Genomic DNA, 20,672 nt, shown 5'->3' on the forward strand with positions numbered 1-20,672 from the left:
CCCCAGGGTATCGGGCCCTCCCCCTGTCCGGGGACCCGCCCGTTCCCGGACAGGGGGCAGGGGCTCCGGGTCAGTGGAGGGCGGCCTCCAAAGCGGAGGCCAGGGCGGTCGCGGCGGGGAGCGGGAGCGGTTTGCCGTCGGGGTCCACCACGTACAGGGAGTCCACCGCGTTGGCGCCCAACGTCGAGACGTGCGCGCTGCGCACCCGCACCCCGGAGGATTCCAGCGCGCGCCCGATCCGGTGCAGCAGGCCGACCGCGTCCGGGGCCCGGACCTCCAGGACCGTGGCCAGGGAGGAGACGTCCGGGACCACCGTCACCCGCGGGGGCGGCGGGACCACCCCGCGCCGCCGCGGGTACGCCGCCTCGCGGTCCGCCAACTTCGCCGGGACGTCCAGCGAGCCGTCCAGCGCCCGGATCAGGTCCGTCCGCAGCCGGGCCGCCTCCGGCAGGGCCCCGTACTCCGCCGCCACCCGCCAGCGCAGGACCAGCACCTCGCCCAGCCGGTCCGGGAGCTCCAGCGAGCGCAGGTCCGCGGCGCGGACCGTGAGCCGGTGCAGCGCCAGCACCCCGGCGACCGCCGGGAGGACCCCCGGCTGGTCCGGGACCGCCACGACCAGCTCGACCCCGACCGCGTCGTCCTCCTCCTGGCGCGCGTGCAGCGCCAGCACCGGCTCCCGGGTGCGCAGCGCCTCCACCGCGAGGCGTTCCTGCTCCGTCGTCGGGATGGCCGGCTCCGCCGCGGCGGGCGCGGCCCCGCCCAGGACCGAGGCGACCCGCGCCACCAGGTCCGCCACCAGCGAGCCCCGCCACGTGCTCCACGCCGCCGGCCCGGTGGCCAGGGCGTCCGCCTCGGTCAGCGCGTGCAGGATCTCCAGCGTGCCGAGCGATCCCAGGGCCTGCGCGACCGACCGGACCGTCGCCGGGTCGTCCAGGTCGCGCCGCGTCGCGGTGTCGATCAGCAGCAGGTGGTGCCGTACGAGGACCCCCAGCACGGCGGCGTCCTCCGCGTCGAAGCCCACCCGTACGGCCACGTCGCGGGCGATCGTCTCGCCCGCCACCGAGTGGTCCCCCGGCCAGCCCTTGCCGATGTCGTGCAGCAGGGCGGCCATCAGCAGCAGGTCGGGGCGGCTCACCCGGCGGGTCAGGGCCGAGGCGCGCACCGCCGTCTCGACCAGGTGCCGGTCCACCGTCCAGGTGTGCACGGGGTTGCGCTGCGGACGGCACCGCACCCGGTCCCAGTCGGGCAGCAGCCGGGTGATCAGGCCCTCGGCCTCCAGGGCCTCCCAGACCGCCACCGTCGGCTCCCCCGCCCCCAGCAGGGTGAGCAGCTGCTCCCTCGCCTCCGCGGGCCACGGCACGGGCAGCGGCTTCGCCTGCGCCGCGAGCCGGCGTACGGCGTGCAGCGACACCGGCAGTCCCGCCTGCGCGGCCGCGGCCCCGAACCGCAGCGCCAGCACCGGGTCCCGGTCGGGCCGGGCCGCCAGGGCCAGGACAGCCTCGCCGTCGGACTCCACGACCCCCTCGGCGAGCGGCGCCCGCTCGGCCGCCGCGGCCCCCCGCGTGCCCAGCAGCCCGCGCAGCCTCGGCCGGGCGGCCCGGGCCCGCAGGACCCGGCCGACCTCGCGCCAGGTCACGTCGCCCGCGTACGCGACGACCCGCGCGGCCTCGTACACCTCGCGCAGCAGCGCGTCCGCGTCGAGCAGGCCCAGCCGGGCGGCGACCTGGTCCTGTTCCTGGAGCGCGAGCCGGTCGGTCGCCCGGCCCGTCACCAGGTGCAGGGCGTCCCGCGCGTCCAGCAGCCGCCGCCGGGCCTCGGCCAGCCCCTCGCGCGGGGCGTCGGCCAGCCAGGACGCGGCGACCGCCCGCAGTGCGGTGGCGTCGCGGAGCCCCCCGCGGGCCTCCTTGAGGTCGGGTTCCAGCAGGAAGCGGAGCTCCCCGGCCCGCTCGGCCCGCTCCCGGCACAGCGCGTGCAGTTGCGGGAGCCGCTTGGCGGCCTGGTTGCGCCAGTCGGCCAGTACGGAGGTGCGCAGGCCCGCGAGCAGGCCCGCGTCGCCCGCGACCGGCCGGGCGTCCAGCAGTCCCAGGTGCACCTTGAGGTCCTCGGCGGCGGTCCTGCGGGCCTCGGCCGGGGTCCGTACGGAGTGGTCGAGGGCCACGCCCAGGTCCCACACGGGGTACCAGATCCGGTCGGCCAGCGCGGCGAGCGCCCGCGGCTCCGCCTTGCCGTCGTGGAGCAGCAGCAGGTCGAGGTCGCTGCGCGGGGAGAGTTCGGCGCGCCCGTAGCCGCCGACGGCGACGAGGGTGGCGCCCCGCACCCCGGTCTCCCGCTGGGCCGTGGTGAACAGGGCGCTCAGCCAGCCGTCGGTCAGCCCGGCCAGCGCGGAACGCCGCGAAGGCCCGGACCGCGACTCCTCCTGGAGGAGTCGCAGCCGGGCCGCGGCGTACCCGCTGGGTCCCGAGCCGGACGGATCGCCGGAATCACCCGTCGTGCTCTGCTCGACGCTCGTCACCCAGGAGCTCCCGTCGCCTAGAGCGCTTCAGCGCCGCGCTCGCCGGTGCGGACCCGGATGACCGAGTCCACGGGGACGCTCCACACCTTGCCGTCACCGATCTTGCCGGTGCGGGCGCTCGTGACGAGCACCTCCATCACCGATTCGGCGTCGTCGTCTTCGACGACCACCTCGATACGGATCTTCGGTACGAGGTCCACGGTGTACTCGGCGCCGCGGTAGACCTCGGTGTGGCCGCGCTGGCGGCCGTAGCCGCTGGCCTCGGAGACGGTGAGCCCCTGGACTCCGAAGCGCTGCAGGGCGTCCTTGATCTCGTCCAGCCGGTGGGGCTTGACGATCGCGGTGATCAGCTTCATGCGTCAACCTTCTTGCTCGCGGCGGCAACGGGGACGGGGGTGGCGGTGCTCCGGGAGGAGGCGCCGCCGCCGGCTCCGCTGAAGTCGTAGGCGGTCTCGGCGTGCTCGACCTGGTCGATGCCGGAGACCTCGTCGTCCTCGGTGACCCGCATCCCGATCGTCTTGTCGAGGAGGAAGGCGAGGATCGCGGACACGACGAGAGAGTAGGCGAGGACGGAGAAGACCCCGATGGCCTGCTTGCCGAGCTGCTCCAGGCCGCCGCCGTAGAAGAGGCCGGCCACGTCGGACTGGACCCCGCCGGTGGCGAAGAAGCCGACCAGCAGCGAGCCGATCACACCGCCGACGAGGTGGACGCCGACCACGTCGAGGGAGTCGTCGAAGCCGAACTTGTACTTGAGGCCGACGGCCATGGCGCAGACGACACCGGCGATGGCGCCGATGGCGATCGCGCCGAGCGGGGAGCAGGAGCCGCCGGAGGGGGTGATGGCCACGAGGCCCGCGACCGCGCCGGAGGCGGCGCCGAGGGTGGTGAAGGAGCCGTGGCGCAGCTTCTCGTAGCCGAGCCAGGCGAGCATGGCGGCGGCGGTGGCGACCTGGGTGTTGACGAACATGACCGCGCCCACGCCGTCGTCGTTGCCGAGCCAGGAGCCGGCGTTGAAGCCGAACCAGCCGAACCAGAGCAGACCGGCGCCGAGCATCACGAGCGGGAGGCTGTGCGGGCGCATCGGGTCCTTCTTGAAGCCGACGCGCTTGCCGATGACCAGGATGACGCCGAGGGCCGCGGCGCCGGCGTTGATGTGGACGGCGGTGCCGCCCGCGAAGTCGATGACGCCGAGCTCGAAGAGCCAGCCGCCGGCGCCCCAGACCCAGTGGGCGACGGGGAAGTAGACGACGGTGACCCACAGGGCGGTGAACAGGGCCCAGGCGCTGAACTTCACGCGGTCGGCCAGGGCGCCGCTGATCAGGGCGGGGGTGATGACGGCGAACATCAGCTGGAAGACGGCGAAGACGTAGACCGGGATGGTGTACCCGTCCCACAGCTCGGTGATGCCGATGCCGCTGAGGCCGACGTAGTCGGAGGACCAGCCGATGATGCTGCCGACGTCCGCGCCGAAGGCGAGGCTGAAGCCGTAGAGGACCCAGAGGATCGTGACGATCCCGAGGCTGATGAAGCTCATCATCAGCATGTTGAGGCTGCTCTTGACGCGGACCATGCCTCCGTAGAAGAAGGCGAGTCCCGGGGTCATCAGCATGACCAGGGCGGAGCAGATGAGCATGAACCCGGTGTTCGCAGCAGACAGCGTCGGGGCGTCTGCGGCGAGGGTCGTGATGGCTGATGCCATCGGCGTCTCCTCGTCGTCGGTACGTTCGCGTGCGGGCGATCGTGAAAACCTGAGCGGCGCAAGGCGTAAGGCCGGGGGGTGGGGCCTGGGGGCTGGCCGGTTATTGACCCTGAGATTCGCGCAGGCCGGTTTCCGGCGGCGCCGCTCGGTGTTTCGCGCCGATGACGAAGAGGACGTACGTGTTACGCGTCCATGAACGGCTCGTTCATGGGGCCGGCCGCGGCAGCACCCTCAGGAGACCTGGCTGGGGGAGCCTGATCGGGCTTCACGGGGTGGCTGCCGCGGCCGGGGCCTTCGGGGGCGACCGCTCGGGCCGTCAGACGGCCTGCGCGGCTTCGGGGAGCCGGGAGGCGAGCTGGTCGGTCAGCCGGACCACGTCGGCGACGTCGCCGTACTCACGGGCGGCGGTGTCGACCGTCTTGCGCAGCCGCGTGTTCACCCTTTCGGACCGCACCTTTCCGGCCACGTCGAGGGCCCGGCCGACGAGGACGGTGGCCTGCTCGGGCTCGCGCTGGATCAGGTGCACGGTGGCCATGCCGATGAGGTTGAGGGCGTACGAGCGCTGGTGCTCGTCGTCCTTCTCGAAGAGCTCTACGGCCCGCTGCATCACGGGTTCGGCGAGGGAGGCGTACATGGGGCTGCGCCCGGCCACGTAGGCCAGGTCGCGGTACGAGTGGGAGTTCTCGCCGTTGAGCTCGGCCTCGGAGAAGAAGCGGATCCAGTCGGGTTCGGGCTCGCCGCCGAAGGCGACGTCGGAGAAGGTGTCCTCGGCCATCCGGACGGCCCGCTTGCAGCGGCTGGGCTGGCCCATGTTGGCGTAGGCGCGGGCCTCCATCGCATACAGCATGGCCTGGGTGCGCGGGCCGGCGCAGTCGCGGCTGCCGTACTGCGCGAGGTGGATGAGTTCCAGGGCGTCCTCGGGGCGGCCCAGGTGAATCATCTGGCGGCTCATACTGGAGAGGATGTACGAGCCCAGGGGCTTGTCGCCGCCCTCCTTGGCCGCGTGCAGCGCGAGGACGAAGTACTTCTGCGCGGTGGGGTGCAGGCCGATGTCGTAGCTCATCCAGCCGGCCAGTTCGGCGAGCTCCGCGGCGACCTTGAAGAGCCGCTTCATGACGGGCGCCGGGTGGTTCTCCTGGAGCAGGTCGGTGACCTCGTGCAGCTGGCCCACGACGGCCTTGCGACGCAGTCCGCCGCCGCACTGGGCGTCCCACTGGCGGAACATCACGGTGGTGGCTTCGAGGAGGCCGAGTTCCGGTTCGGAGAGCCGCGGCGGGCGGTGGCCGCTGAGGGCTCCGGCCGCTCCCGCCTCGCGGGGGCCCGGGTCGGCGGCGGGGACCGGGACGAGCCAGCGCTGCATGGGCTCGATGAGGGCGGGGCCGGCGGAAAGGGCGAGGGAGGTCCCCAGGAAGCCGCGGCGGGCCAGCATCAGGTCGCTGCGGGAGAACTCCCCGAGCAGCTCGACGGTCTGCGGGCCGGCCCAGGGCAGGTCGACGCCGGAGACGGAGGGCGTCTGGTGGGCGGTGCGCAGCCCGAGCTGCTCGATGGCGACGACGGAGCCGAACCGCTCGGAGAACAGCTCGGACAGGATCCGCGGGACGGGCTCGCGGGGCTGCTCGCCGTCGAGCCAGCGGCGTACCCGGGAGGTGTCCGTGCTGATGTGGTGGGCGCCCATCTGCCGGGCGCGCCGGTTCACCTGGCGGGCGAGTTCGCCCTTCGACCAGCCGCTGCGGACGAACCAGGACGTCAGTTGCTCATTGCGGGCCGCAGAGCCCGGGGCCTCCGGCTCCTCGCTCGTTCCGCTTGCGCCGTTGCCGCTCACTGGAACGCCCCCATCCACTCGGCCTCTTCATACGAAACCCTGGCTGGGGCGGCGAGCGCCGCCACGGACCTTCACAGATCCTCCACACGTTGCCTCCGGCATAACCACGGACGGCCCGCCTTCGGGGTTTGGTGCACTGAAAGTAATCCTACGATCACCCCTGCGGCGAGGTCGATTCCAGAAACGCCACCATTCGCCACCCCTTCGAATGAACTAGCCACCGGCCAGGCGCGATTCACTTGACACCGAGGCGAAAACGATTGGTTGGACGGGAGTGCACCAGGGGCGCACGCGGCGAGGAGTGCGCCGGGTGGCCCCTCGGGACACCGGGCTCGCCCCGGCCCCGCATCCCGTCCCGCCGACGTCGTAACCACCGGCGCGTCCGACCCGTTGGAGGGGGCATGGGCATGGGCTTCACGATCGGCGGCAGCCGCAGCACCAAGGAGTTCCGTTCCGGCTCGCGGCGCCGCGGCCGGACGTCGGAGTGCACGGCGGTCGCGGAGTACACCGGGCTGTGGGGCTGGGACGTGGTCCCCGGCGCCCGCGCCGCGGCCCCCGTCCGCGACTGCTCCTGCGGTCATACGAATTGCAGCACGCCGGGGGCGCATCCACTGCCCCTCGCACCGACCGTCCCGGCCGGCGCCACCCTCGACGAGGTCACCGAGACCTGGAGCGGGTACCCGGGCGCCGCGGTCCTGCTCCCCGTGGGCCGCACCTTCGACGTCATCGAGGTCTCGGAGGAGGCCGGGCGCCGCGCGCTGGTCCGCCTCGAGCGGATGGGCCTGCCGCTCGGGCCGGTCACCGCGACCCCGGACGGCCGGGCCCAGTTCTTCGTCGCCCCGGGCGCTGCCGCCGAGCTGCCGCAGCTGCTGTACCGGATGGGCTGGGACGACGCCGACCTCGACCTGCGCGCCCTGGGCGTCGGCGCGTTCCTGACCGCCCCGCCCTCCGACCACGCCGGCCTCGGCCCGGTCGGCTGGCTGCGCCCGCCCGCGCTCGACTCCGCGGGCGGCCCGCCGCAGGCCCGGCTGCTGCTCGGCACCCTCGCGTACATCTGCCACCGCCTGCGGCGCTAGTGCGCGTACGCAGGGCAGCGCCCCCGCGTTCCGGCCGGAATGCGGGGGCGCTGCCCTGCGTACGTCTGCGTACGGTCGCGCTCAGTCGCCGATCAGGGCGTCCACGAACGCCTCCGGCTCGAAGGGCGCCAGGTCGTCCGGGCCCTCGCCGAGGCCGATGAGCTTGACCGGGACGCCGAGCTCGCGCTGGACGGCGACGACGATGCCGCCCTTGGCGGTGCCGTCGAGCTTGGTCAGCACGATGCCGGTGATGTCCACGACCTCGGCGAAGACGCGGGCCTGGGTCAGGCCGTTCTGCCCGGTGGTGGCGTCCAGGACCAGCAGGATCTCGTCCAGCGGGCCGTGCTTCTCCACGACGCGCTTGACCTTGCCGAGCTCGTCCATGAGGCCGGTCTTGGTGTGCAGGCGGCCGGCGGTGTCGATGAGCACCACGTCGGCGCCCTCGGCGATGCCCTCCTTGACCGCGTCGTAGGCGATCGAGGCCGGGTCGCCGCCCTCGGGGCCGCGTACGGTGCGCGCGCCGACCCGCTCGCCCCAGGTCTGCAGCTGGTCGGCGGCGGCGGCACGGAAGGTGTCGGCGGCGCCGAGCACCACGGAGCGGCCGTCGGCGACGAGCACGCGGGCCAGCTTGCCGGTGGTGGTGGTCTTGCCGGTGCCGTTGACCCCCACGACCATCACGACGCCCGGGGTGTCCACGCCGCTCTCGGTCTTCACCGCGCGGTCGAAGTCGGTGCCGACCAGGGTCAGCAGCTCCTCCTTGAGCAGGGCGCGCAGGTCCGCGGGGGTGCGGGTGCCGAGCACCTTGACCCGCTCGCGGAGCCGGTCCACGAGCTCCTGCGTCGGCACGACACCGACGTCGGCGATCAGGAGGGTCTCCTCGATCTCCTCCCAGGTGTCCTCGTCGAGGTGCTCGCGCGAGAGCAGCGTGAGCAGCCCCTTGCCGAGCGAGTTCTGCGACCGGGCGAGGCGGGCGCGCAGCCGGATCAGGCGGCCGGCGGTGGGCTCGGGCACCTCGATCTCGGGGGCGGCCGGAGCCTCGGGTTCGACGACTGCGGGCGCCTCGGGAGCCGCAGCCTCCGCTTCGGGGAGGCCGACCTCCTCGATGGTGCGGCGGGGTTCTTCCGCCGTCTCTACGGCGTCCTCCCCCACCTGCGGTTCGGCGGGCGGGGCAGTGAGGGTCGGTGTGCTGGGCGGCGCCGAGGGCGGCAGCTGCTTCTTCTTGCGGCTGCCGACCACGAGCCCGCTGATCACGCCGACCGCGACCAGGGCGATGACTACAGCAAGGATGAGGATGTCCATAACGCGTCCAGTATCGGCCACGGCGGCCCCGGACCTCCGTTTCCGGCGCTTGCGACCAGGCCGTAAGGCTCCATTTGTGCTCTTAGCGGCACATCTACGATGATGGGCGGATTCCCGTACGCCCTGCCCACCCGGAGTGCCGCATGCCTGCCGAGCCCGCCGAAGGCGCGATACAGACGCCGCCCGAGACGTCCGCCGAGACATCGGTCGAGACCCGCGGCCTCGAGCCCGTGCCGGACGGCGAGCGCCGCGGCCGGGTCCGCGAGCTCGTGCCCACCTGGGTCGCCGCCAACATCAGCGTGCTGCTGCTGACCATGGGCGCCGGCCTGGTGATCTTCAACAAGCTCAACATCTGGCAGGTGCTCGTCGTCGCGGTCGCCGCGCCCGTCGTCTCGTACGGGCTCGTCGGCCTGATCTCGATCGCCGGGAAGCGCGGCGGCGCCCCCGGCATGGCCCTCTCGCGGGCCGTGTTCGGCCAGCGCGGCAACCTCTTCCCCGGCGCCCTGATCTGGGTCGCCCGCTGGGGCTGGGAGACGATCAACGCGGTCAGCGGCGCGTTCGCCATGCTCACCGTGCTGGACCTGCTGTTCGGCGTGCAGAAGAACACGGCCCTGATCGCGGTCACCCTGCTGCTCTTCGTCGGCTGCACCTTCCTGGTGTCCGGCCTCGGCATCAGCGCGCTGCGCGTCTGCTCGACCTGGTCGACGTACCTCTTCGGGGCCTTCAGCGTGCTCGTGCTCGGCTATCTGGTCGCGGAGACCGACTGGTCCGCCGTCTTCGACAAGCCGGCCGGCTCGACGGCGATGATGATCGCCGGCATCGGCACCATCGCCGCGGGCGGCATCAGCTGGGTCCCGTCCGGCCCGGACTTCACCCGCTACCTGCCGCGTACGGCCTCCGCCAAGGGCATGGTCGGCGCGACGATCGGCGGCGCCGCCGTCGTCGTCATCCCGATGGTGCTGATGGGCGCGGTCATGGCGGTCGGCACCCCGGACCTGGCCTCGGCTCAGGACCCGGTCTCCTTCATCGGCAATCTGCTGCCCGCCTGGATCGCGGTCCCGTACCTGCTGATCGCGCTCGTCGGCATGCTGCTGATCAACTCGATGTCCATGTACTCGGCCGGCTTCACGGCGCAGACCCTCGGCATCAAGGTCCCGCGCGCGGCGGCCGTCAGCGTCAACGCCGTCATCAGCCTGGTCTTCGGCTTCCTGCTGATGGTGGTCGCGACCAGCTTCTTCGGCTCGTTCATCTCCTTCCTCACGCTGCTCGCCGTGGCCTTCTCCGCGTGGATCGGCGTCTTCGGTGTCGACATGCTGCGCCGGACCTCGTACGACGGCGCCGCGCTGCTGGACACCACCCGCACCAGCGCCTACTGGTACCGGGGCGGGTTCGCCTGGCAGGCCATGACCGCCTGGGGCGTGGCCCTGGTCGTGGGGCTGCTGTTCACCAAGGTCGACTGGTTCGGCGGGCCGCTCGCCGACACCTGGATCGGGCAGAACGGCCTGGGCTGGGCGGCCGGCATCGTCACCTCCGGCGTGCTGTACGCCGTGCTGCCGCGCACCCCGGCTCCGGCGGCCGGCCCGGCCGGGGCCGAGGAGCCCGCGCTCGCCGGATCCCTGTCCAACTGACACCACGTCAGCTAACGTCCCCCTTCGCCCGCCCACCCACCTCCGGCGAAGGGGGACTCTTCCATGCCCATCACCGTGGCCCGGTTCAATCTCGTCGACCCGAACGGCACCCCCGAGAGCCTCTCCGCCCGCTACAAGGCCGCGCTGGAGATGGCGAAGTACGCGGACGACCGCGGGATCGACACGATCCAGACCGAGGAGCACCACGGCACCGCCAACAACTGGCTGCCGTCGCCGTTCGCCTTCGCGGGCGCCGTCTTCGGCGCCACCTACCGGATCGCGGTCACCGTCTCGGCGATCATCGGCCCGCTGTACGACCCGCTGAAGGTGGCCGAGGACATCGCGGTCCTCGACCTGCTGAGCGGCGGCCGCCTCGTCACGGTCGCGGGCATCGGCTACCGGCCCGAGGAGTACGAGCAGCACGGCGTCGAGTGGGGCCGGCGGGGCAGGCTCCAGGACGAGCTGCTGGAGACCCTGCTGAAGGCGTGGACCGGCGAGCCGTTCACGTTCCGCGGCCGGACGGTACGGGTGACCCCGACGCCGTTCACACAGCCGCACCCGCTGCTCCTGGTCGGCGGCAGCTCCCGGGCGGCGGCCCGGCGCGCGGCGCGGCTCGGGCTGCCGTTCTTCCCCAGCGCGCACCTGCCGGAGCTGGAGGCGTACTACCAGGCGCAGCTCGCGGAGCACGGGACGGAGGGCTTCTGCATGATGCCGGCGGCCGAGACCCCGCTGCTGCACATCGCGCAGGACCCGGACCGGGTGTGGGCCGAGTACGGCGACCGCTTCCTGCACGAGGCGGGCATGTACGCGTCCTGGCAGTCGAAGGACATCCGCAGCGCCGTACGGTCGGCCGCGCGCTCGGTGGCGGAGCTGCGCGCGGAGGGCGTGTACCGGGTCCTGACCCCGGACGAGGCGGTCGCGTACGCCCGGGGCGCGGGCGAGGCGGGGAACCTGGTGCTGCACCCGCTGTGCGGCGGGATGCCGCTGGACGAGGGCTGGCGCAGCCTGCACCTGCTGTGCGAACAGGTGCTGCCCCGGCTCAAGGACTGAGCGGGGGCAGCACCTGCCGTAAGAGGAGAGGGGGTGTTGGCGGGGGTGGTTACCCCATCTCCTCCAACGCCTTGCCCTTGGTCTCCGGCACCCACTTGAGGATGAACGGGATCGAGAGCACGGCGAAGACCGTGTAGATGACGTACGCGCCGGACAGGCTCCAGTCGGACAGCGACGGGAACGAGACGGTGATGACCCAGTTGGCGATCCACTGGGCGGAGGCGGCCACGCCGAGGGCGGCGGCGCGGATGCGGTTGGGGAACATCTCGCCGAGCAGCACCCAGACCACCACGCCCCACGAGAGGGCGAAGAAGAGCACGAAGCAGTGCGCGGCGATCAGCGCGATCGTGCCCTGGGTGTCCGGCATGGTGATGTTGTCGCCGGTGCCCTCGGTGAAGGAGAAGGCCCAGGCGCAGACGCCGAGGGAGATCGCCATGCCGACCGAGCCGATGAGGGCGAGCGGCTTGCGGCCGATCCGGTCGACGAAGATCATCGCGATCACCGTGCCGATGATGTTGATGATCGACGTGGTGAAGGAGTAGAGGAACGAGCTGGAGGGGTCGATGCCGACGGACTGCCACAGCGAGGAGCTGTAGTAGAAGATCACGTTGATGCCGACGAGCTGCTGGAAGACGGACAGTCCGATGCCGATCCAGACGATGGGCAGGAAGCCGAAGCGCCCGCCGAGCAGGTCCTTGAAGGTGGACTTGTGCTCGGAGTGCATGGCGTGCTCGATCTCCGAGACGCGCGCATCCAGGTCGATCTTCGAGCCCTCGACCTCGCTCAGCACCTTCTTGGCCTCGTCGGTACGGCCGACCGAGACCAGGAAGCGGGGGGACTCCGGGATGACGAAGGACATCATCCCGTAGAGCACGGCCGGGACGACCATGACGCCGAGCATCCACTGCCAGGCTTCGAGGCCGCCGATCTCGCCGCGCTGGTCGCCGTCGGCGAGGTTCAGGATCCCCCAGTTGACGAGCTGGGAGACGGCGATGCCGATGACGATCGCGGCCTGCTGGAAGGAGGCGAGCCGGCCGCGGTAGGCGGCCGGGGAGACCTCGGCGATGTAGGCGGGGCCGATGACGGAGGCCATGCCGATGCCGAAGCCGCCGATGACGCGCCATACGGCGAGGTCCCAGAGGGCGAAGGGGAGGGCCGAGCCGATCGCGCTGGCGGTGAACAGGACGGCGGCGATCTGCATGCAGCGGATTCGGCCGATCCGGTCGGCGATGCGGCCGGCGGTGGCGGCGCCGAGCGCGCAGCCGATCAGCGCGGCGGCGATCACCTGGGCGAGTGCGGCCGACCCGATGTCGAACCGCTCGCGGATGGCGACGACGGCCCCGTTGATGACCGAGCTGTCATAGCCGAAGAGGAAGCCGCCCATGGCGGCCGCGGCGGCGATGAAGATGACGTGCCCGAGGTGGTCGGGGTGGGCGGCCCGGCCGCCGCCGCCCGGCACCGGCGCCTGCGCTGTGCTGCTGGTCAAGGTCTGCTCCTGCGGTGCCCGGCTGCGGTGACGGGCTGGGTGGGGGTGGTTCCTTCCAGTGGCGCACAGCTGAAGATCCGGCACCACCCGAAGGGGAAAGGCAGCGGGAGCGAGCCTATGTGTTCAGTTCTTGAAGTCAAGAGGCAGAGAGAAGTTCACTTGCCCAGTTGCCGAGGGTGGGGCCATTCACTTCTCGAACGAACAGGTGGGTGGGTGGGTGGGTCGGTCGGTCGGTCGGTCGGTCGGTCAGCGAAGTCGCTGGCTGATGACCTTGGAGACGCCGTCGCCCTGCATGGAGACGCCGTACAGCGCGTCGGCGACCTCCATCGTCCGCTTCTGGTGCGTGATGACGATCAGCTGGGAGCTCTCCTGCAGCTCCTCCATGATCCGGATCAGCCGCTGCAGGTTGGTGTCGTCGAGCGCCGCCTCGACCTCGTCCATCACGTAGAACGGGCTGGGCCGGGCCTTGAAGATGGACACCAGCAGGGCGACGGCCGTCAGCGACCGCTCGCCGCCGGAGAGCAGGGAGAGCCGCTTGACCTTCTTGCCGGGCGGCCGGGCCTCCACGTCCACGCCGGTGGTCAGCATGTTGTCGGGGTCGGTGAGGATCAGCCGGCCCTCGCCGCCGGGGAAAAGCCGCGAGAACACCCCCTCGAACTGCCGGGCCGTGTCCCGGTAGGCCTCGGTGAACACCTGCTCGACGCGCTCGTCGACCTCCTTCACGACCTGAAGGAGGTCGGCCCTGGTCTTGCGCAGGTCCTCGAGCTGCTCGCTCAGGAACCGGTGGCGCTCCTCCAGCGCCGCGAACTCCTCCAGGGCGAGCGGGTTGATCTTGCCGAGCTGCTGGTACGCGCGCTCGGCCGCCTTGAGCCGCTTCTCCTGCCGGGCGCGTACGAAGGGCCCCGGCTCGGCCTCCTCGTCCGGGTCCTCGCCCTCGGCGGGCGGGCCCGGCGGCACCGGCTGGTCCGGCCCGTACTCGGCGACGAGACCGGCGGCCTCCATCCCGAACTCCTCCAGCGCACGCGACTCCACCTGCTCGATGCGCAGCCGCTTCTCGGCGCCGAGCACCTCCCCGCGGTGTACGGAGTCGGTGAGCTTGTCGAGCTCGCCCTTGAGGTCGCGGCCGCGGGTCCGGGCCTCGCCGAGCTCCCGCTCGCGCAGGCCCTTGGCGTATTCGGCGGCGGCGCGCTCCTGTTCGGCCCGGCGCAGCGAGACCTCCAGGTGCGCGAGCAGCTGCCGGGCTCCGTCGGCGACGGCGCGGGCCACCTCGGCCTCGTGGCGCAGCCGTGCCCGGCGGCGCTCGGCGCGGGCCCGGGCCTCCCGCTCGGCGCGGGCCCCGCGGTCCAGGGAATCCGCCCGCCCGGCCAGCCCCTTGACCCGCTCCTCATGGGTTCTGAGCTGGAGGCGGGCCTCCATCTCGGTCTGCCGGGCGTTGGCCCCGTCGGCGGCGAGCCGGTCCCGCACCGCGGTGTCGGGCTCCTCCTCGCCGCTCCCGACGGGGTCGTTCTCCTCGGCGACGGCCAGCCGTTCGGCGCACTCCTCGACGTCGGCCAGCGCCTGCTCCAGCGCGTCCTGGGCCTTGGCCGCGGCGGCGGCGCTGCGCTCGGCCTCGCCGGCGGCCCCCTTCGCCTGCCCGGCGAGCCGCCCCAGCTGCTGCGCCACCCCGGCCCGTGCCTGCTCCCCGGCCCGGCGGCGCTCGCCGATCTCCTCGACCCGCGCGACGAGTTCCCGGCGCAGGGCCTGGGCAGCGTCCCGGCCGGCACCGAGCTCGACGCACTGCGCATCGAGCCGTACGAGCTCACCCTCCGCCTCATCGACGGCCGCCTGCACCTCGATCAGGCTCGGCGCCCCGGCGGAACCCCCGTGCGCGAGGTGCGCGCCGAGCACGTCCCCGTCGAGGGTCACGGCCACCAGGTCGGGCCGCGCCCCGACGACCCGTTCGGCCTCGTCGAGCGTCCCGACGACTACGTGCTCCCGCAACACCCAGGCCACGGCCCGCACCACACCGGCGTCCCCCTGCACCAGCTCGCCGGCCGCCGGCCCCGGCCCGCCGGCCGGGGACCCGTGACCCGACCCGGCCGCCACGGCGCCGAGGCCGGAGCCTGCGTCGGGCAACGCCCCGGGCGTGGACCCCTGGTCCTCGCGCCGTGCGGGCGACCCCGGCCCGACCGTCGCTCGAGCCATCGGGCCCGCGGCGGAGCGCAGGCCCTCGGACCCCGCGTGCGACACCGGCCCCGCGCCCGCTGCGGAGCCCCCGGCAGCGGACGCCTGGGGGCCGGTGCCGGGAACGGAGTCCCGGTCAGGCCCTCCCAGCTCCGCCGGCGTTGGAGGCGCGGGGGCCGGGGCGGAGTCACGCCACGCGGCGGAGCCGCATGGCGCGGTGCCGTGGGAAGGAGCGGGGTGGGGGAAAGCTCCCGCCGACCCGACCCCGTCGGCCGCGAACTCCCCCGGGACCGGGGGCTCGGCCGAGGGGCCCGCCGCGCCCGGGCCACCCGCGCCGGCGGCGCTCCCGCCTGCCGAGCCGCCCCGGCCGTCCGAGCCGACGGCCACGGCCTGCCCCGGAAGCGGGGTTCCGGCCGAAGAGCCCGCCGGGTACACGGCATCCGCGGCAGCCGGACCCGCCGGGCCGCCCGTGGTCAACGCCCGGCTCGGGAACGGGATCCCGGCCTCCGGAGCCCCGGCGTCCGCGTCGGCAGGGGTCCGACCCGCCGGGACCGCGGCATCCGCACCCGCGAAGGACCGGCCCGGGAGCGGGGTCTCGGCATCCGCGAAGGCCTCTCCCCTCGGGCCGCCCGCCCATGCCTGGCCCTGGATCGGGATTCCGGCCGACGGGTCCGCCGGGGCGGGGGTGATCAGGAACGTGGCCCGGCCCGCATCCGCGTCCCGCAGGTGCCGGATGGCTCCGGCCGCCGCGCCCGGGGAGGCCACCGCCAGCGCGTCCGCCGCGGAGCCCAGCGCCGCCGCCACCGCGACCTCGTACCCCGGGGTCACCGACAGCCGCTCCGCCGCCGGCCCCAGCAGCCCCGCCAGCCGCTCCCGCACCGCGAGCAGCGCCCCGGTGCCGTCCTTCCTCCGCAGCCCCAGCGCCAGCGCGTCCCGCCGCGCCGACACCGCCGCCCTCGACTTCTCCGCTGCCGTCACCGCGTCCCGCGCTGCCGTCTGCGCGGCCTCCGCCGCCGCGAGCTCCGCCCGGGCCGCCGCGTACTCCTCGTCCACCGCCGGGTCCTCGAGCCCGCCGACCTCCTCGGCCAGCGCCTCGTACTCCGCCTGCGCGGCCCCGGCCCGGGACTCGGCCTCGTCCCGCGCCGCCACCAGCCGGTCGATCTCCGCCTGCGCGGCCCCCGCCCGGGACCGGGCAGCGCCCAGCCGCCCCGTCAGCCGGGCCAGCCCCTCACGCCGGTCGGCGATGGCCCGCGCGGCGTCCCGCAGCCGACGCTCCTCCCCGGCCAGCGACCGCTCCAGCTCGGCCCGGTGCTCGACCGTGTCCTCCAGCGCCCGCGAGGCCGCCTCCAGCGCGGCCGTCAGCTCCGCCTCCTGCTCGCGGATCCGCGCGGCCTCCCGCTCCATGTCCTGCGGATCGCGGCCCCGCCGCTCCTCCTCGGCCGGAGCCGAGGCCGACTTGACCCGCGCGTCGGCCAGGGACGCAGTCCCCCGTACCCGCTCGGCCAGCTGCGACAGCTCGTACCAGGTCTGCTGGGCCCGCTGGAGCCGCGGCGTCAACTGCCGCACCGTTTCCTCCAGCTGCCCCTCCCGCCGCAGCGCGTCCGCGAGCTGGGCCTCGGCCGCCTCCTTGCGCTCCTTCAGCGCCGCCTCGTCCGCGATCTCCGCGTCGAGCGCGCCCCGCAGCGTGACCAGGTCGTCGGCGAGCAGCCGCAGCCGCGCGTCGCGCAGGTCGGCCTGGATGACGGCGGCCCGCCGGGCCACCGCGGCCTGCCGCCCCAGCGGCTTCAGCTGGCGCCGCAGTTCTTCGTTGAGGTCCTGCACGCGCGCCAGATTGGCCTGCATCGCGTCCAGCTTCCGCAGCGCCTTCTCTTTGCGCTTGCGGTGCTTGAGTACGCCGGCCGCTTCCTCGATGAAGGCGCGGCGTCCCATCGGATCGGCGTGCAGGACGGAGTCCAGCTGGCCCTGGCCGACGATGACGTGCATCTCGCGGCCGATGCCGGAGTCGGAGAGCAGCTCCTGGATGTCGAGCAGCCGGCAGGTGTCGCCGTTGATCTGGTACTCGCTGCTGCCGCCGCGGAACATGATCCGCGTGATGGTGACCTCGGCGTACTCGATCGGCAGGGCGCCGTCGGAGTTGTCGATGGTGAGCGAGACCTCGGCGCGCCCGAGCGGCGGCCGCCCGGTGGTCCCGGCGAAGATGACGTCCTCCATCTTGCCGCCGCGCAGGGACTTGGCACCCTGCTCCCCCATGACCCAGGACAGCGCGTCCACCACATTGGACTTGCCCGAGCCGTTCGGGCCCACGACGCAGGTGATACCGGGCTCGAAGCGCAGGGTGGTTGCAGAGGCGAAGGACTTGAAGCCACGCAGGGTCAGGGACTTGAGGTGCACGCCGCCGGACTCTACCTTTCGCGTTCGGTTTCACCCATGAAGGTGCAGGGCACAACTGACGTTAAAGGAATCGGCCCCCCACCTGGCCCAACGTGCTCGCGCACGAATGGCCCGATGGTCGCTGACGTGGTGGTCAAAGAAAGAAGGGACGCCGGAGCGTCCCTTGCAGATCATGCGGGGCTGGAGTCGAGCGACGAGTTGAGCGCGGATCAGATGAGCGTCAGGTGAGCGCAGGCTCCGCCTGGGGTACGTCGATGTCGATGCGGTCCAGCAGCGAGTCTCCGTGCTGAGCGGCGGCCGCATTCAGCGCGTCGTTTTCGGACTGAATCCGTGTGAGCTCGGACTCGAGGTCCTGGACGCGCTGCTGAAGCCGTCGCATCTCGGCGAGGAGTCGCGGATCGGAACCGCCGACGTAACCGAGAAGCGCCTTTGCCATGATGGATGGTCCTCCACACTGAGTGACCGACCGAAGCGGTGTGGGTCGTGAGGGAATCGCACCCGCGGATGTCCGGCAGCGACTGTCAGTCACTGCACGCGTTCTTTTGCTAACACGCCTACTGTCAGCACTGCCAAACAGCTCAGGTGCGCGGGGCTTCCAGCGTCTCACCAAAAAGTTTGACGGTCAACACGATCACGCCCCGTATCCGCGGTCGGCCCGGCTCTCCCAAGGGACGTGGAGATCGTCCGCTGCTTCGAGCCTTCCACGGTTCGGGCCGGCCGGCAACGCGTCGACGGCGAACGCGCAGATCCGACCGGGTGCGGACCGTCGAGAGATGCGATCAGTGCATGATCGGTCGATCGGTCACCGGATGGCGAAACCGTCGTAGCCACCGCGCGGTGTGCCCCAGATCTCTGTCACTCCGTCCACCCTCCCGGGCGTGTCGGCGGAGCGCAGCCAGTCGAGCAGCCGGTGGCAATTCTCACGTTGACCTTCGGCCACGACCTGCACTCGTCCGTCGTCGAGGTTGAGCGCGAACCCGACGACTCCACCGATCTCCAGCGCATTGGCCCTGGTGAACCAGCGGAAGCCCACTCCCTGTACACGGCCGCGCACCCACGCGGTCAGGCGGACATCTTCATTCATGCGTGAACGCTAACCGGGCAAAGAGTTTCGGCCCACATCGCCCCCGCGCCCCATGGCGTACAGTCGCGCAGCAATGAACTCACCCATTTGGGTGAGTAAGGGATGATCTTGACCTGCAAGGAAGGTACGGGCCGATGGGACGCCACCGACTCCCCGCCCCGCCGGACCACGGCGACAAGCGCCGCGCCCTCGTACGGGGCGGCCTGCTGGGCGTTGCCGTGGCCGTCGCCCTGGGCACCGCGGCCGTGACCACCGGCATGGTGCCGGTCAGCACCTCCTTCCCCTATGTCGGCGTCACCGCCGACGGCCCGGCCGCCAAGACCCGGGCCGAGGCCGAGGCTTCGCCGAGCCCCGCCGCCGCGGTCGAGCAGCAGGGCGGCCTCGCCAACCTGTCGGGCCGCGCCTCCTCGGGTCCCGGGACGGGCAGCCCGTCCCCCTCGGCCTCCCCCTCGCCGTCGGCCTCTCCTTCCCCGTCGGCCTCGCCGAGCCCCTCCGCCTCGCCCACCCCCTCCGCCTCCGCCTCCGCTTCCGCCCCCGCTTCCGCCCCCGCCAAGGTGGCGCCGAAGCCGGCGAAGAAGCCGGTCCCGGTGCCGGTCCCGGTGCCGCCGAAGACGGCCGCGCCCAAGCCGCCGGCCCCGCCCGCCCCCACGCCCGACAACGGCCACTCCGCGGAGGAGTCCGCCGTGCTCACCCTGGTCAACCAGGAGCGCGCGCAGGCCGGCTGCGGTCCGGTCCGGGCGAACCCGCCGCTCGCGGCGCTGGCCGGCGCCTTCAGCAAGGACATGGCCACCCGCGGCTTCTTCGACCACACCGACCCCGACGGGAACACCCCGTGGGACCGCGCCACCAACGCGGGCCTCTCCGGGCTCGGCGGCGAGAACATCGCCCGCGGCCAGGGTGACGCCCAGGCGGTCATGAACGCGTGGATGAACAGCCCGGGCCACAAGGCGAACATCCTCAACTGCGAGTTCCGCACCCTGGGTGTCGGCGTCTACGTCTCGGCCGGCGGCCCCTGGTGGACGCAGGACTTCGGCTTCTAGCCGCAGCAGCCGGGCCCCCGCGGCGCGCCCACCGAGCACTTACCGACCGAAAGCGCATGCTTCTGGCAAGCGCTGTGCGGAGTTAAGCTGGTCGCCATGGAGACACAGCTTCCGTTCGACGCGTTCGCGCGCGCGTGCCCGTCCCGGGAGACCCTGGAGCACGTCACGGGCCGCTGGGGCAGCCTCACGGTGGGCGCCCTGCGCGACGGCTCGTGCCGCTTCAACGAGCTGCGCCGCAAGGTCGACGGCGTGAGCGAGAAGATGCTCTCCCAGACCCTGCAGGCCCTGGAGCGCGACGGCATCGTCCACCGCGAGGCGCAGCCGACGAACCCGCCGCGCGTCGACTACGAACTGACCCCGCTCGGCATCGAGGTCGCCGACCGGCTGCTCGCGCTCATCCACTTCCTCGAGGGCAGCATGCCCGGGGTCATGAGCGCCCGGGAGTCCTACGACGCCGCGCGCGGCGGCCGCTGACAGCGCGGGCAGAAGTAGCTGGACCGGTTCATCCACGGGCGGCGCCGCATCGGGGTGCCGCAGCGCCGGCACGGCTCGTCCTCGCGCCCGTAGGCGTCGAGCGAACGGTCGAAGTAGCCGGACTCTCCGTTCACGTTGACGTAGAGGCTGTCGAAGCTGGTGCCGCCGACTGCGAGGGCCGCGTTCATCACGTCCCGGACATGCCCGAGGAGTTCCGCGCTCCGGGGGCGCGTCAGCGTGGCGGTGGGGCGCTCGTAGTGCAGCCTGGCCCGCCACAGCGCCTCGTCGGCGTAGATGTTGCCGACCCCGCTGATCAGGGACTGGTCCAACAGGGCCCGTTTGACGGTGGTCCTCCTGGCGCGCAGCGCCGCGTGGTACGCCGCCTCGTCGAAGAGGGGGTCCAGCGGGTCCCGGGCGATGTGCGCGATGACGTCGGGCAGCCCGTCGGCCGTGTTCTCGTGGAGCGAGAGACCGCCGAAGGTGCGCTGGTCGACGAAGCGGAGCTCGGTCCCGGCGGTGTCCCCGAAGCGCACGCGGATGCGCAGGTGCTTCTCGTCCGCGGCCTCCTCGGGCTGCACGAGGAGCTGTCCGCTCATGCCGAGGTGCCCGAGGACGGAGAGGTCCCGCCCCTCCAGGGGCAGCCACAGGTACTTGCCGCGCCGCTGCGCCACGCCGATCGTCTCGCCCGTCAGCCGCGCCGCGAAATCGGCCCCGCCTGCGGGGTGGCGGCGTACCGCGCGCGGGTGCAGCACCTCGACGGCCTCGATGGTCCGGCCGGCCACCCAGCGCTCCAAGCCCCGCCGTACGACTTCGACTTCGGGCAGCTCGGGCACGGTGGTCCTCCGGATGGGGTGCGTTCTGGTCGCTCCCGGCGAGCGTACCGGCCTCCCCCGCCGGGCCCGGAAACGGGTCCGCCCGCCCCTGCGCGGCAGGGGCGGGCGGGAGATC

At 73.0% G+C, this 20,672-nt stretch carries 15 protein-coding genes; 5 read left to right on the forward strand and 10 right to left on the reverse strand.

Annotated elements, in window-relative coordinates; genetic code table 11:
* Positions 1-70 precede the first annotated feature (70 nt).
* The 4 genes from OG299_RS12545 to nsdA form a co-directional block, all read right to left on the reverse strand.
* Entirely contained in the window at positions 71-2,512 is a 2,442-nt protein-coding gene (locus OG299_RS12545) for a [protein-PII] uridylyltransferase (RefSeq protein WP_266636368.1), read from the reverse strand.
* Between the two features lie 17 nt (positions 2,513-2,529).
* On the reverse strand, positions 2,530-2,868 hold the full coding sequence (locus tag OG299_RS12550; RefSeq protein WP_266636370.1) for a P-II family nitrogen regulator: 339 nt from the start codon (positions 2,866-2,868) through the stop codon (positions 2,530-2,532).
* The gene (locus OG299_RS12555; protein ID WP_327361538.1) at positions 2,865-4,211 is read right to left on the reverse strand and encodes an ammonium transporter; all 1,347 of its coding nucleotides are present in this window, start codon (positions 4,209-4,211) and stop codon (positions 2,865-2,867) included. Before OG299_RS12555 ends, OG299_RS12550 begins: the two co-directional genes overlap by 4 nt.
* A 316-nt stretch (positions 4,212-4,527) precedes the next feature.
* On the reverse strand, positions 4,528-6,033 hold the full coding sequence (nsdA, locus tag OG299_RS12560; protein ID WP_405700698.1) for a transcriptional repressor NsdA: 1,506 nt from the start codon (positions 6,031-6,033) through the stop codon (positions 4,528-4,530).
* A 407-nt stretch (positions 6,034-6,440) separates the two neighbouring features.
* On the opposite strand from nsdA, the gene OG299_RS12565 reads away from it, so the two are divergent.
* Positions 6,441-7,109: a bifunctional DNA primase/polymerase gene (locus OG299_RS12565; protein WP_266636374.1), complete on the forward strand. Its 669-nt coding sequence runs from the start codon at positions 6,441-6,443 to the stop codon at positions 7,107-7,109.
* Positions 7,110-7,190: 81 nt separating this feature from the next.
* Here the strand turns inward: OG299_RS12565 and ftsY are convergent, their stop codons facing one another.
* On the reverse strand, positions 7,191-8,408 hold the full coding sequence (gene ftsY / locus OG299_RS12570; RefSeq protein WP_327361539.1) for a signal recognition particle-docking protein FtsY: 1,218 nt from the start codon (positions 8,406-8,408) through the stop codon (positions 7,191-7,193).
* A 143-nt stretch (positions 8,409-8,551) separates the two neighbouring features.
* Here ftsY and OG299_RS12575 point away from each other — a divergent pair, with 143 nt between their 5' ends.
* A complete protein-coding gene (locus OG299_RS12575; RefSeq protein ID WP_327361540.1) occupies positions 8,552-10,036 on the forward strand; it encodes a cytosine permease in 1,485 nt (494 codons plus the stop codon).
* A 63-nt stretch (positions 10,037-10,099) separates the two neighbouring features.
* On the forward strand, positions 10,100-11,086 hold the full coding sequence (locus OG299_RS12580) for an LLM class flavin-dependent oxidoreductase (protein WP_327361541.1): 987 nt from the start codon (positions 10,100-10,102) through the stop codon (positions 11,084-11,086).
* A gap of 49 nt (positions 11,087-11,135) precedes the next feature.
* On the opposite strand, the gene OG299_RS12585 is transcribed toward OG299_RS12580, so the two are convergent.
* The 4 genes from OG299_RS12585 to OG299_RS12600 form a co-directional block, all read right to left on the reverse strand.
* Positions 11,136-12,572 (reverse strand): sugar porter family MFS transporter, encoded by a 1,437-nt coding sequence (locus OG299_RS12585; RefSeq protein WP_266636382.1) that lies wholly within the window; start codon positions 12,570-12,572, stop codon positions 11,136-11,138.
* A 246-nt stretch (positions 12,573-12,818) separates the two neighbouring features.
* On the reverse strand, positions 12,819-17,126 hold the full coding sequence (locus OG299_RS12590; RefSeq protein ID WP_327361542.1) for an AAA family ATPase: 4,308 nt from the start codon (positions 17,124-17,126) through the stop codon (positions 12,819-12,821).
* Positions 17,127-17,346: 220 nt separating this feature from the next.
* Positions 17,347-17,562: a hypothetical protein gene (locus tag OG299_RS12595; RefSeq protein ID WP_030859887.1), complete on the reverse strand. Its 216-nt coding sequence runs from the start codon at positions 17,560-17,562 to the stop codon at positions 17,347-17,349.
* Positions 17,563-17,928: 366 nt separating this feature from the next.
* The gene (locus OG299_RS12600) at positions 17,929-18,210 is read right to left on the reverse strand and encodes an acylphosphatase (RefSeq protein WP_266636384.1); all 282 of its coding nucleotides are present in this window, start codon (positions 18,208-18,210) and stop codon (positions 17,929-17,931) included.
* Between the two features lie 134 nt (positions 18,211-18,344).
* On the opposite strand from OG299_RS12600, the gene OG299_RS12605 reads away from it, so the two are divergent.
* Together OG299_RS12605 and OG299_RS12610 are read left to right on the forward strand one after the other, a co-directional pair.
* Positions 18,345-19,250 carry a CAP domain-containing protein gene (locus OG299_RS12605; protein WP_327361543.1) on the forward strand — a complete coding sequence of 302 codons (906 nt, stop codon included), beginning with the start codon at positions 18,345-18,347 and terminating at the stop codon, positions 19,248-19,250.
* 96 nt (positions 19,251-19,346) lie between these two features.
* Complete coding sequence (locus OG299_RS12610) at positions 19,347-19,724, forward strand: winged helix-turn-helix transcriptional regulator (RefSeq protein WP_266636386.1); 378 nt, start codon at positions 19,347-19,349, stop codon at positions 19,722-19,724.
* On the opposite strand, the gene mutM is transcribed toward OG299_RS12610, so the two are convergent.
* Positions 19,697-20,557, reverse strand: coding sequence for a bifunctional DNA-formamidopyrimidine glycosylase/DNA-(apurinic or apyrimidinic site) lyase (gene mutM, locus OG299_RS12615; RefSeq protein ID WP_266636388.1), 861 nt, complete (start codon positions 20,555-20,557; stop codon positions 19,697-19,699). The two genes, OG299_RS12610 and mutM, sit on opposite strands and share 28 nt — an antisense overlap.
* Positions 20,558-20,672: the final 115 nt, after the last annotated feature.

The organism is Streptomyces sp. NBC_01296 (genome assembly GCF_035984415.1).
Lineage (GTDB): Bacteria > Actinomycetota > Actinomycetes > Streptomycetales > Streptomycetaceae > Streptomyces.

Coding starts and splice junctions, on each gene's coding strand:
- OG299_RS12550 (WP_266636370.1), bottom strand. CDS start 2,868: ATGAAGCTGATCACCGCGATCGTCAAGCCCCACCGGCTGGACGAGATC.
- OG299_RS12555 (WP_327361538.1), bottom strand. CDS start 4,211: ATGGCATCAGCCATCACGACCCTCGCCGCAGACGCCCCGACGCTGTCT.
- OG299_RS12565 (WP_266636374.1), top strand. CDS start 6,441: ATGGGCTTCACGATCGGCGGCAGCCGCAGCACCAAGGAGTTCCGTTCC.
- ftsY (WP_327361539.1), bottom strand. CDS start 8,408: ATGGACATCCTCATCCTTGCTGTAGTCATCGCCCTGGTCGCGGTCGGC.
- OG299_RS12575 (WP_327361540.1), top strand. CDS start 8,552: ATGCCTGCCGAGCCCGCCGAAGGCGCGATACAGACGCCGCCCGAGACG.
- OG299_RS12580 (WP_327361541.1), top strand. CDS start 10,100: ATGCCCATCACCGTGGCCCGGTTCAATCTCGTCGACCCGAACGGCACC.
- OG299_RS12595 (WP_030859887.1), bottom strand. CDS start 17,562: ATGGCAAAGGCGCTTCTCGGTTACGTCGGCGGTTCCGATCCGCGACTC.
- OG299_RS12600 (WP_266636384.1), bottom strand. CDS start 18,210: ATGAATGAAGATGTCCGCCTGACCGCGTGGGTGCGCGGCCGTGTACAG.
- OG299_RS12605 (WP_327361543.1), top strand. CDS start 18,345: ATGGGACGCCACCGACTCCCCGCCCCGCCGGACCACGGCGACAAGCGC.
- OG299_RS12610 (WP_266636386.1), top strand. CDS start 19,347: ATGGAGACACAGCTTCCGTTCGACGCGTTCGCGCGCGCGTGCCCGTCC.